A 12216-nucleotide genomic window follows, 5' to 3' on the forward strand; every position below is an offset into this window, starting at 1 on the left:
ATGATTGAATTTTTGAAGCACAAAAAGTTTTGGTTACCTTTGGTGATTTTGTCTGCTTTGCTGCTGATGATTGAAGGAATGTTGCGCGCTGGCTGGTATGATCGCATGCTGTCGCCCTTGTCACACATGGGCAACACCGTGACGCGACTCAATGCATTTGAACGATTTGGCCTAAAGCGCATCCATTGGGTGACTTTGGGCGACTCCAAGATGGATTGGGGCATTGATCATGGACAACTGCGTGACGCCAGGGCTGAACGCGACATCAATCACTTGCGGCTCTCCTTGGCAGGCTCCAATTTCTTGGCCACCCACACCGCTGCCGAGTGGTCCATCGACCATTTGCCAGAGTTGCAAGGCATCATGTTGGGTTTGTATGAACATGAATTCGTCAACCTGGGCAACACCCAAAAAGAATTCAAAATCACCTGGCCATTTAAAGACTATTGGCAATTTGACACGTTCGACTATTTCAGAAATGCCAGTGACAACGACATTTGGCTGAATCAAATGGCCCTGCAGAACTATGCCGGTGACATCAAAGATTGGGTCTTGAATCCACTCAAGCGACATCGCCAGCATCAACACCACGCCAACAAGTGGTCAGAGGTGCTGGATTACAGCCGAGCCATGTCGGGTGATTTGTGTGCCCATGATTTGAGCAGTTTGGCCAGTTGTATCAACAGCGCCAGTCAATTCAAAAACCTCAGCCAGGTCCCTCACGAATTCGTGCCGGCTTATAAAAACTGTTCCAATCGGCGAGCCAAAGCCCGTTTGAAAAAACAACAATGGCATCCGGTGTCAATTGACCTTCAACCCCATGCCGAAAAATGGCGGTATTTATTTGATCGCATCTTACAAGCCGACAAACAACTGACTTTGTTGCTGCTGCCTGAGAACGAATTCTTTGAATACATGGTCAAACCCAGCAACATCGATGAATTGGTGGATGCCTTGCTGCTGGAATACCTCGATCACCCGAATTTTCAGTTGATTGACCTGCGCGAACTGTTTGCCGCTGAGCGACAGTGCCAGTTCTATTATGACACCCTACACTTCAACAACGAAGGCATCCAACGCGTCACTGAAGCCCTGATTGAAGCCCTGAATCCGTAAAGCGACCCCCAACGCCGGCCATTCTGGCATTATTTCTGCAATTGACCTCATAAAAAAAGGAACATTGACGCCGAACCTCTGTATAATCGCGCCCTCGTTCTAACACAGCCTCAAAGCCATGATCACCACCGCCAACATCACCATGCAATTCGGATCCAAACCATTGTTTGAGAACATCTCAGTCAAACTGGGTAACGGCAACCGCTATGGCCTGATAGGCGCCAACGGCTGCGGCAAGTCCACCTTCATGAAAATCCTCACCGGCCAACAAGTCCCGTCTTCTGGCAATGTCAGTTACGACCCGGATGAGCGCATTGGGGTGTTGGGTCAGGATCAGTATGCGTTTGAAGAATTTTCAGTGATTGACACCGTGATCATGGGGCACAAAGAACTGTGGGAAGTCAAAGCCGAACGCGATCGCATTTACGCGCTGCCGGAAATGTCCGATGAAGAAGGCATGTTGGTGGGCGAATTGGAAAACACCTTTGCTGAAATGGATGGTTACTCAGCCGAAGCCCGCGCGGGTGAGTTGTTGTTGGGGCTGGACATTCCAGAAGCACAACATTACGGACCGATGTCCGCAGTGGCGCCAGGTTGGAAACTGCGGGTGCTGTTGGCCCAGGCCTTGTTTGCCGATCCAGACATCTTGCTGTTGGATGAGCCGACCAACAACTTGGACATCAACACCATCCGCTGGTTGGAAGAAACCCTGAACAACCGCAAATCAACCATGGTCATCATTTCACATGACCGCCATTTTTTGAATGCCGTGTGCACCCACATGGCCGACATGGACTATGGTGAATTGCGGGTATTTCCAGGCAACTACGACGAGTACATGACCGCCGCCACCCAAGCGCGGGAACGCCAATACACGGAAAATGCCAAGAAAAAAGCCCAAATTGCCGAGCTGCAAAGCTTCGTTTCGCGATTTTCGGCCAACGCCTCCAAAGCCAAGCAAGCCACTTCGCGACAAAGGCAATTGGAAAAAATCAAATTGGAAGACATCAAGCCTTCATCCCGGGTGAACCCATACATCGTCTTCGAACAAGAGAAAAAGTTGTTCCGCAATGCCTTGCAAATCAATGGCTTGAGCAAGTCCTTTGATGATCTCACCTTGTTCAAAGACGTGGATTTGTTGTTGGAAGTCGGTGAGCGCCTGGCCGTGATCGGTGCCAATGGCATCGGTAAAACCACCTTCTTGAACTGCATCACCGAAACCATTGAGGCCGATACCGGCACCATCAAATGGTCTGAGAATGTGGACATCGCCTACTTCAAACAGGACAACATGGGCGCCTTCAAACAGGACATCACTGCTTTCCAATGGATGGAACAATTCAAAAAACCCGAAGACGATGAACAAGCTATCCGTTCGGTCATGGGGCGCATGTTGTTTTCCAAGGAAGACTCACAGAAAAAAGTTTCGGTGTTGTCAGGGGGCGAAAAAGGCCGCTTGATGTTTGGTAAGCTGATGCTGCAACAACCCAATGTGATCATCATGGACGAACCGACCAACCACTTGGATATGGAGTCGATTGAGTCATTGAACCTGGCCTTGGAAAACTACCCAGGGACTTTGATATTTGTCTCACATGACCGCCAGTTCGTGTCATCCATCGCCACCCGGGTGCTGGAAATCCTGCCCCATGAAGTGGTCGATTTCAGGGGCACCTATGCTGAATACCTGGAACGCCAGGGCATCAAGGCCGCTTAAAGACAATCCAGCCCATCCAGAACCATGTGAATCAACAACCCCAAACCCACCAAACGGGTTTTGGGGTGGACCATCAGCAAGGCATAGATGGGCAACAGCCCAGGGTGGTGCAAAGGATGGAAGCCAATGCTGCAACGTTCAGGGTCATAGATGGGATCGGCCCATAAATGGTCCACATCCACCAGCATGGTCAACAACATGATCAGCATGGCTTTGAACCATTTGTCTCGATAAAACAACACAGCCACCAACAAGGGAACCAAGACATGCAACAGGATGTGAAACATCAGAACCCTTACTGATAAATCAGTCTTTCCACATGCCTGGCTTTGAAAGGACGCCACCCATCCTCAGGCAGGGCCAAGCGGTCGGCCAAAGCCCACATCACCGCCGGATGATGGCCATAGCCCAAGTGAGAACAATTGATTTCGATGTTCTGGGTGAATTCACTTTCTTGCTCCAAGCAGCATTGCCATGCGGTGATGCCATCGGTCTTGGAGTAGAACGCGGTACTGGGCACCGGCGGTGGCAATGGCATGTTCTTGATCAATTGGGGACACATGTCAGACAGTTTGTGGCCACTGGTTTTTTCAAAAATTTTGATCGCATGGTTGGCCCGACGGTTGGGCCCAAACGGACTGCCCATGCTCACCACTTGTCGCACCATTTCAGGATGCATTCGGGCCAATTCCCGGGCATAGATGCCACCCAATGACCAGCCAATCACGCTGACTTTTACACCGTGCTTTTGGTGGATGTCGTGCAAGCGGCGGATGATGGCCGGGCCGCAGGCGGTTTCTGGATGGCTGTGACGTCCGAGGTTGCGGCCCAAGCGCCAACCATAGGCTCGGTAATTGCGACTTTTTAAAAAGGTTCTGAGTAAGTGGGTGGAAAAATCAGAGGCCAGAAAACCGGGTAACACCAGCACCGGATGACCATCGCCTTTGGGGGTGGTTTGTAGCAAGGGGAAACTCAGAGCCAATGAACCGGCCTCAAAAAATGTGGGCATTTCCAGCGCCACCTTGAGCCATGATGGGCGTTGCGGAGCATGGGCAGTTTGGGTGTTGGCTGCAGTCATGGTGTTGATGTGGGGTTGTTGGGCTCGGCTTTCAATTGGATGCCAGGTGCTGTTCCAGTTCGTTGGCCGCTTCCCGGATGTAACGGGTGAACAAGTCCACATCTGGCATCACTTTGGCCGCCACTGTAGGACTGATTGAAATCACCCCATTGTAACTGAACACAGGCATGATCAAACCCATGCCATCAAACACCGGCGCCATGCCCATGTGGGCCAACATTTTGTGCCCGTTCATGTACAGCGGCACCTGGGGACCTGGCACGTTGGTGATCACCAGGTTAAAAAATGGCCGATGGTAGCGGCTGGCTTGCATGCGGGTATACAGGCGGGTGGCTTGCGAACCCAGGGCAAAAGGGATGAATTCAGCATAATCAATCAATTGCTTGGCGCCGATGGCATTTTGGTAGGATTTGCCTTGTTGGGTGTGTTGGTGGATCTTTTGCAGCTGGATCACTGGATCGGCTTGGTCGGTGGGCAGTTGCACCAACATCGCGGACACCTGGTTACCCATGTTTTGCTGTTCCTCCTGGGTGCGGGTCGAAACCGGCACCATGGCCACCAAAGGTTTGTCAGGCAACGCATCTTTTTCCAACAGGTACCGACGTAAGGCTCCGGTACAAATGGCCAACACCACATCATTCAAGGTGGCTCCCGCCACCCCTTGGCGCAGGGCTTTGACCCGGCTTAAGTCCAACAAAGCGCTGTTCCACAGGCGCTTGGCGGTGATCGATTGATTCAAAAGGCTCGGTGGGGCATTAAAAATCGACCGCGGAATGTCTGGGCTTTGGACCCGTGACAAGCGCCCGGCATGCCAGGTGGATTTGGCGGTTTCCAACAACAGGCCTGGCAGTTTCAATGGCCGTTTGATGAAATTCATGGTGCTGCGACGCAACAGGGTCAAATCACTGGGCAATGGCGCCACCTCTTTGGGCGGCATGGGTGGAATTTTTCGGGGCTTTTTGGTCACATCGAACAACAATCCCAAGATGGCCGCACCCGAAGCCCCATCGATGGCCGCATGGTGAATCTTGCTGATCACCGCCACCGACCCCTTGGGTACCTGCGGGATGGCGTCCAAGCCTTCAACGAACACGAACTCCCACAAGGGCCGGGAGCGGTCCAGTTTTTGACCAAAAATGCGTGAAGTGAGTTGGCGCAAAGCCCGCCAATCCCCGGGCTTGGGTAAGGCCGCATGGTGTAAATGCAGGTCCAGATCAAAATCCGGATCATCCACCCAATAGGGATGATCAAAACTCAACGGCACCTGGACGAGGCGTTGTGACAAACGGGGTGCCAAGGGCAAACGTTCCGCCAAAAAAGCCTTGAAGTCATCGAAGGCCAAAGAACCTTCATACACATTCAGGCCACCCACGTGCATCGGCTGGCTGTCGGTTTCCAAATACAAAAATGATGAGTCCAGTCCGCTGAGGGGTTGCATGCAGATCAGGCCAGGCTGGGGTCGGTCAGAATCATCAATCAATCATAGCAGAAATTCAAAGGCTCAGCATATAATAAACAGATTGAACAATGAAGTATATGTCTGATGCATCAAGTCCATGTCACCGCGCATTATAACCACCCCTTGACGGCTGTGTTTGCCCACATCAGTGACCACCGAAAATTCCTCACCGGCGGCGGTTTGACCTGCCGCATGATGAAGGCCGGTGACCCGGACAAAAATGGCCTCGGAGCGGTGCGCATGGTGCGGGCGCCCAAAATCACCTTCATCGAAGAAATCAATGGCTTTGAACTGAACAAAAGCTATGATTACCAAATCACCGAAACCCGCCCCAAAATGCCGCTGAAACACCACAACGGCTGGCTGGAGTTCACTGAGGTGGGTGAGCAGGTCAAAGTCGACTGGCATTCACATTTCACCATCACCACCCCCGTCATCGGTCACTTGATGGGCTGGTGGTTCAAAAGACGCTTGGAAAAGGTGTTTAAAAAGCGCTTGGATCACGTCAAATGGGTTTTGGCCCAAGCATGATCTGCGTTTGATTGCCCGCGTCAAAAGGCTGCTGTGGGTGACGCTGGGTTTGGTCAGCCTGGTGTTGGGCATCATTGGCGTTTTTATGCCACTGCTGCCCACCACCCCCTTCATCTTGCTGTCGGCCTTGGCCTTCGCTGAGTCATCACCCCGCTTACACCAATGGTTACTCAGCCACCCACGCTGGGGGGTGATCATCAAAAACTGGCAAGACGGCGGCCGCATCGACCGCAAGAGCAAAACCATTGCTGTCAGCGTGATGGCTGCCATGCCGTTACTAAGCTGGGCATTGGGCGCCCCTTTGTGGGCCATCGGCGCCCAAGTCTTGGTGCTGATCGCCGTAGCCACTTTCATCTTGACCAGGCCGTCATGAGCCCATCAGCTCAGGCATCAGTCAGGTGGTTTGGCGGTCTGATGTTAAATTGTTAACTGGCACATTGTCGGCGGCAATGCCAAACGACTGTTGCAACCATTCTTTGATCTGCCAAACATGACGAAAGGTTTGGGCCCGACCCTGGGCATTGACCAAAACATGCGTTGCGCCATGTGCGTTGATGATGAGATAACACGTTTACTGCAAGCGCTGCACTGCTAATGACTCATAATCGCCACTTGCCAAAGCCGTCATGTGCTGTTGGCGCAGATCAGTTGGTGTTGTTTCAGCGTTCATAAACAGGCTGTCCAGACACCCAAGTTTGTAACACCTGGGTTTTCCAGATGTCTTGGGGCTTGATCTCAAAAATGTCTTGATCAATGACAATGAAATCAGCCTGCTTGCCAACCTCCAAAGAACCACTGAACGATTCGGCATGGGCTGCATAAGCGGCGTTGATGGTGAAGGTCTGCAAGGCCTGTGCCACCGTCATGTTTTCCTCTGGGTACCAACCACCGATCGGTTGGTTTTGGTGATTTTGGCGGGTGACCGCCGCATGCAAACCATGAAATGGATTGATCAACTCCACCGGGAAATCAGAACCCGAAGCAATCACCACCCCCGCTTGAATCAGTTTTTGCCAGGCATAAGCCCCTTTGATGCGCTCGGGACCCACCCGATCTTCGGCCATGTTCATGTCGGATGTGGCGTGGGTGGGTTGCATGGAAGCGATCAAGTTGTGTTGTTTGAATTTGGCGATGTCAGACAGGCGCAAGATTTGGGCATGCTCCACCCGGTGGCGCAATTCACTGGACTTCATGGCTGGCCTGGCCAACAAATCAATCACTTCGGTGTTGCCGCGATCCCCAATGGCATGAACATTGGCCTGGAAATTGGCTTGGACCACTGAATCCAGCAGTTGCTCAATCTGCGCCGGGGTTTGTACATAGGCACCGCGCATCTCGGGTTTGTCTGAATACGGTTCATGCATGATCGCCCCATAACTGCCCAAAGCCCCGTCAATCATCAACTTAACCGAACGCACCATGAAGCGATTCTCGATGTTCAGTTGACCTTGCCCGAGGAGTTCAACGAACAGAGGATCGCCACTGGCCAGCATGGCATACACCCGGATTGGCAATTGTTCCTTGGTGGCCAGGTCGGTAAAAATCCGGTGGCTGTCACCACCGATGCCAGCGTCATGCACAAAGGTCAAACCCGCTGCTGCCAAATCATTCAAGGCCAATTTCATGGCTTTGACTTTCATCTCAGGGGTGATGGCAGGCACCAACCGATCCACCGCATACATGGCGTTGTCAATCAAAATGCCGGTGGGAATGCCTTCGGCATCTTTCAAAATCAAATCATTGCCTTTGGCCGTATCTCGATTGATGCCAGCGAGTTCCAGGGCTTTGGAATTGGCCCAGCCCGCATGGCCATCAATGCGCTCCAACCAAATCGGTTTTTCGGTGGAAATTTGATCCAAATCGTGACGCGATGGGAAGGCTTTACCCGGCCACAACACCTGGTTCCAGCCGCGACCTACAATCCATGGCAAGTCTTGGTTTTCGGCCGCGTATTGGGTGGCTTGGGCCACAGTATCGGACAGGCTTTGAAAGCCCCTGAGATCCACTTTCAAGCGCGACAAGCCATAATTCAAAATGTGGCCGTGGGCATCGTGCAGACCCGGCAACACCACCTGCCCTTGACCATCGACCACCCGGGCACCTTTGAGGTTCTCTGCTGTGGGGGCCAGGATTTGGCCTGATGCGGTATCAAACAGCAATTGGTCCAGTTGCTGTAAGGCCTGACCATTGTGGCTGTAGCCTTTGATGTGGGTCAAGTGGATAATTTCAGCCGGCACGGTGGCGGCCCAAAACAAGGTCAGCAGCAAAAGGGGTAAGCGCATGGTCATTCCTGTGGTCATTGAAAGCCAAACATTCTAACAAAACTCGTCTCAACGCGTCAGCCGCTCAATTCAGCCGTTCCAAGCCCAGGTTCGACACAACCTTCACCATTTGCGTTTACAATGATGGTTTTGAAAACCATTGGGTGAATGCACATGAAACACTTGAATTGGATGTTGGCAACAACCGTCACTGCCTTGCTGGCCTGGTCCGGCTCAACACCGGCCAAATCATATCCCAGCCACGAAATCAGCGTGAGCACTTATGCCGAAGGCATTGAAAAACCCTGGGGCATGACCTTTTTACCCGATGGCCGCTTGCTGGTCACCGAAAAAGCCGGCAACCTGCGAGTGGTGAACACCGATGGCTCGGTTTCGGCCCCATTGGCGGGGTTGATGGCGGTCAATGACACTGGCCAAGGCGGCTTGTTGGATGTGGTGTTGGACCCCGATTTTGCCAACAATCAGATGATTTATTTTTCCTATGCCAAAGCAGAAGGCAGCGATCAGTCACGCACCGCGGTGGGCAAAGCCAAACTGACCGACGAGGGTCTGGAGGGCACCACCGAAATCTGGCACCAAGCCCAAGCCTGCCGGGCTGGTTACCATTATGGTTCGCGGTTGGTGTTTGATCGCACCGGGCACCTGTTCGTGACCTTGGGCGACCGCAATTGTGGCAAAGGTGACGTTCAAGACATGGGCACCCATTACGGCAAAGTGGTGCGCATAGACACCAACGGACAGCCGGCCGCTGACAATCCATTCATTGGCCAGGATGGTGTGTTGCCGGACATTTGGAGTTCCGGTCACCGCAACATCCAAGGCGCTTTTTTGCACCCGGAAACCGGCGCATTGTGGGGCAATGAGCACGGCCCCAAGGGCGGTGATGAAATCAATCACATCGAAGCCGGCAAAAATTATGGCTGGCCAGTGATCACCTACGGCATCAATTACAACGGCACGCCAATCACCGACAAAACCAAAATGCCGGGCATGGAACAACCCATCCACTACTGGGACCCATCGATCGCCACCTCAGGCATGCTGATCTACTCCGGTGACGCGTTTCCCAATTGGCGTGGCGACATCTTCACCGGCGCTTTGAAGCTGATGCACCTGAACCGCATCAAACTGAAAGACGGCAGCCATGTGGTGTCAGAAGAGCGTCTGCTGAAAGATCAGAAGTCACGCATCCGGGCCATTGAACAAGGTCCTGATGGCTTAATTTATGTGGCCACTGACCACCCCGATGGCCGCATTTTGAAGATTTCACCGGCCGCCCAGTAAACATGCACAAACCGTTGATTTGGCTGGTGTTGAGCAGCACCGTGCTGACCGCTGCTGCCCAACAAAGCCTCAACAGCAAGGAGGCTGATCAAGACAAGCCTGCTGTGGCACAACCGGTGATGGTGGTGTCCAGCGAACAACAAGCCTTGCCAGCGCCATTGTTGCCTGAAGCCCGTCGGGTGAACGACACGGCTGGAGGCGCCAGCATCACCACCCCTGAGCTGTGGGACCAGCAGAAAGCCTCCAACATCAAAGACTTGTTGGATTTCACCCCAGGGGTCTTTGTGCAACCGCGCAACGGCGCCGAAAGCGCTCGGGTGTCCATCCGTGGCTCTGGCTTGGGCCGCCAATTCCAAGGTGGCGGTCTGCAGCTGCTCTACGATGGCTTGCCCTTGCACACCGCCGACGGTTCATTCGATTTTCAAGCCATCGACCCTTGGCTGACCGACTATGTGACGGTCTACCGTGGTGCCAATGGCATGCGCCAAGGAGCCAGCGGCCTGGGTGGGGTGATCAACTTTGGCACCACCGAACCACAAGCCGATGCGGATCACCAACTGCGATTGGCCGCCGGCAGCTTTGCCACCCAACAAGCCTTGGTGTCATGGAGCCCCGCATTCGATGAGGGATCCGCCCACGCCATGCGCCTGCGCGCCAGCCATTTCAGTCAAAACGGCTTTCGGGTACAAAACCAGCAACGCAGCAGCCGCTTTGATTGGCAGCACCGATACCAAAAAGACCGCACTACCCGCCACAAAAGCAGCTTGTTTCACCTCAACACCCATGCCGAGTTGCCCAGCAGCCTGTCCAAAAGCCTGTTGTTGGCCGATCCCCGCCAATCCCGGGGGTTCAACATCAATGGCAACTTCCACCGCAATTTGACCATGACCCGACTGGGCCATCGTCTGCAACACCAAAGCCACTCTGGTGGCCAATTCAACTTCGCCTTGTTCCATGCCGACAAAAACCTGGTCAACCCGGTGTTCACATACATTGACCGCGATTCGGCAGACACCGGATTACAATTCACCTGGACCCATGGGTTCAATACCCTGAGTCTGCACAGCCACTACGGCACGCAAGATGAGCGGCGGCGGGAAAATGAAGCCGGTTTGCCCGGTGCCGACCGTTTGTCCCGCCAGCAACAAGCCTGGACCACCACCCTCACCTACGAGCGCCAACAACCGTTGCTGGTCGACCACTTTGGTGACCGGCTCACCGCCACCGCGGCCATTCAAGCGGTCCACGCCCAACGTGACATCACCGAAACTTGGCCCAACCGCGTGATCAGCAAGCGCGATTATCAGCAAGTCAACCCCCGCCTGAGCCTGCTGTATCGAACGGGCAACAGCCAATGGTTCAGCAACCTGTCGCGCAGTTTCGAAGCCCCGTCATTCGCCGAATTGAACAACGGCAACCAACCGGGCATCAATGCCCCGATTCGGGCCCAAAGCGCCGACACCCTGGAGTTGGGCACCCGTGGCACCCAAGGCACCCTGAGTTGGGATGTGGCCGTGTATTACAGCCAATTGGATCATGAGTTCATCCGTTTTCGTTTTCCTGATGGGGCCACCCGCACCACCAATGCCGATGACTCAACGCACTGGGGATTGGAAGCCGCCTTGCAATGGCGTGTGGCGGAGTCAGTGTTGATCGAAATGGATCAATTCCAATGGCAAGTCAATTACCAATGGACCCGCTTCAAACTGGATGATGATCCAGAATTTGGCAACAACCGGATCCCAGGCATCCCCGAACATTATGTGCAAGCCAAGCTGAGTTACCAAACGCCCACTGGCTGGCGCATCGCCCCACACATCGAATGGGTGCCCACCGCTTATTACATTGATTTGGCCAACAGTTTCCGCACCGACAACTACCTGCTGACCGGCTTAACCGTGTCCTATCAATCAACTGCAGGCTTTGAATGGTACCTCGATGCCAAGAACCTCACTGATCAGACTTACATTTCGACCAGCCTACCAATCCCCGATGCCGGTGGCACCGATGGCAATTACTTCTACAGCGGCGAAGGCCGGGCTTTTTATGCCGGTATCAAATGGTCTTTTTGAGCCCACACAAATCAAAGGAATGAACTGTCATTGCTGACCGCGGCAGCCTCCAAAAGCTGGCGTTGAGCGCATTCTTTTCGTTTAACTCTTTGACTAAAAACATTTGTCATCCTGCGGCTTGACCGCAAATTGAAATGCAAGGACAGCATTTCAACCACGCGAAGCGACCCGAAGGGTTGAGCGCAGGAGCGCGAATTCAATCCAGGTAGGTGATCTGTCTTCTGGTATTGACTGTTTTTTTCCATTGAGATTCATTCGACCTGGATGTATCTGTTGGCATCCATGCCAACAGCCCTTCGGGTGCTGCACATGGTAAAACGGCAATCCTGCCATTTGATCCGGATCAAGTCCGGGATGACGGTTTGGGGGGATTGAATTCATGATTCTACTCATTACCGGCCACAGATGGAGAATGCCATGCTTCTCTCATTGACGCCAACGTTAAACCAATACGCTCCTGTGGATGGGCTGATAAAAAAAAGATCCCTGAGCTTGTCGAAGGGACCAATGATCAGGTCAAAACCAATTTAAGGCAGTCCATTGCTGTTGAGCCTGAAGAAAACAAAAAAGATCCCTGAGCTTGTCGAAGGGTCCAATGATCAGGTCAATCCCAATTTAAGGCAGTCCATCGCTGTTGAGCCTGAAGAAAACAAAAAAGATCCCTGAGCTTGTCGAAG

Annotated in this window: 10 protein-coding genes; 6 read left to right on the forward strand and 4 right to left on the reverse strand. The window is 53.1% G+C overall.

What is annotated here, in order from left to right; translation table 11 throughout:
* Entirely contained in the window at nucleotides 1–1116 is a 1116-nt protein-coding gene (locus K7G70_RS13015; RefSeq protein WP_223789090.1) for an SGNH/GDSL hydrolase family protein, read from the forward strand.
* Between the two features lie 118 nt (nucleotides 1117–1234).
* Entirely contained in the window at nucleotides 1235–2833 is a 1599-nt protein-coding gene (locus K7G70_RS13020; RefSeq protein ID WP_223789091.1) for an ABC-F family ATPase, read from the forward strand.
* On the opposite strand, the gene K7G70_RS13025 is transcribed toward K7G70_RS13020, so the two are convergent.
* The 3 genes from K7G70_RS13025 to K7G70_RS13035 are packed head-to-tail and all read right to left on the reverse strand — an operon-like array spanning nucleotide 2830 to nucleotide 5349.
* The gene (locus tag K7G70_RS13025) at nucleotides 2830–3120 is read right to left on the reverse strand and encodes a DUF6122 family protein (RefSeq protein ID WP_223789092.1); all 291 of its coding nucleotides are present in this window, start codon (nucleotides 3118–3120) and stop codon (nucleotides 2830–2832) included. The genes K7G70_RS13020 and K7G70_RS13025 overlap by 4 nt on opposite strands.
* Before the next feature lie 8 nt (nucleotides 3121–3128).
* Nucleotides 3129–3911 (reverse strand): esterase/lipase family protein, encoded by a 783-nt coding sequence (locus K7G70_RS13030; protein WP_223789093.1) that lies wholly within the window; start codon nucleotides 3909–3911, stop codon nucleotides 3129–3131.
* A 31-nt stretch (nucleotides 3912–3942) separates the two neighbouring features.
* Nucleotides 3943–5349 (reverse strand): WS/DGAT/MGAT family O-acyltransferase, encoded by a 1407-nt coding sequence (locus tag K7G70_RS13035; RefSeq protein WP_223789094.1) that lies wholly within the window; start codon nucleotides 5347–5349, stop codon nucleotides 3943–3945.
* Nucleotides 5350–5454: 105 nt separating this feature from the next.
* Between K7G70_RS13035 and K7G70_RS13040 the strand changes: the two genes are divergently transcribed.
* Nucleotides 5455–5901, forward strand: coding sequence for an SRPBCC family protein (locus tag K7G70_RS13040; RefSeq protein WP_223789095.1), 447 nt, complete (start codon nucleotides 5455–5457; stop codon nucleotides 5899–5901).
* A 7-nt stretch (nucleotides 5902–5908) separates the two neighbouring features.
* Nucleotides 5909–6274, forward strand: coding sequence for a YbaN family protein (locus tag K7G70_RS13045; protein ID WP_223789096.1), 366 nt, complete (start codon nucleotides 5909–5911; stop codon nucleotides 6272–6274).
* Between the two features lie 286 nt (nucleotides 6275–6560).
* Here the strand turns inward: K7G70_RS13045 and K7G70_RS13050 are convergent, their stop codons facing one another.
* Nucleotides 6561–8183, reverse strand: coding sequence for an amidohydrolase (locus K7G70_RS13050; protein ID WP_223789097.1), 1623 nt, complete (start codon nucleotides 8181–8183; stop codon nucleotides 6561–6563).
* Nucleotides 8184–8336: 153 nt separating this feature from the next.
* Between K7G70_RS13050 and K7G70_RS13055 the strand changes: the two genes are divergently transcribed.
* Both K7G70_RS13055 and K7G70_RS13060 read left to right on the forward strand, forming a co-directional pair.
* Nucleotides 8337–9467, forward strand: coding sequence for a PQQ-dependent sugar dehydrogenase (locus K7G70_RS13055; protein ID WP_223789098.1), 1131 nt, complete (start codon nucleotides 8337–8339; stop codon nucleotides 9465–9467).
* A 2-nt stretch (nucleotides 9468–9469) separates the two neighbouring features.
* Nucleotides 9470–11539 (forward strand): TonB-dependent receptor family protein, encoded by a 2070-nt coding sequence (locus tag K7G70_RS13060; RefSeq protein WP_223789099.1) that lies wholly within the window; start codon nucleotides 9470–9472, stop codon nucleotides 11537–11539.
* The last annotated feature ends 677 nt before the right edge of the window (nucleotides 11540–12216 follow it).

The sequence above is a fragment of the Marinicella meishanensis genome, assembly GCF_019931145.1.
GTDB lineage: Bacteria > Pseudomonadota > Gammaproteobacteria > Xanthomonadales > Marinicellaceae > Marinicella > Marinicella meishanensis.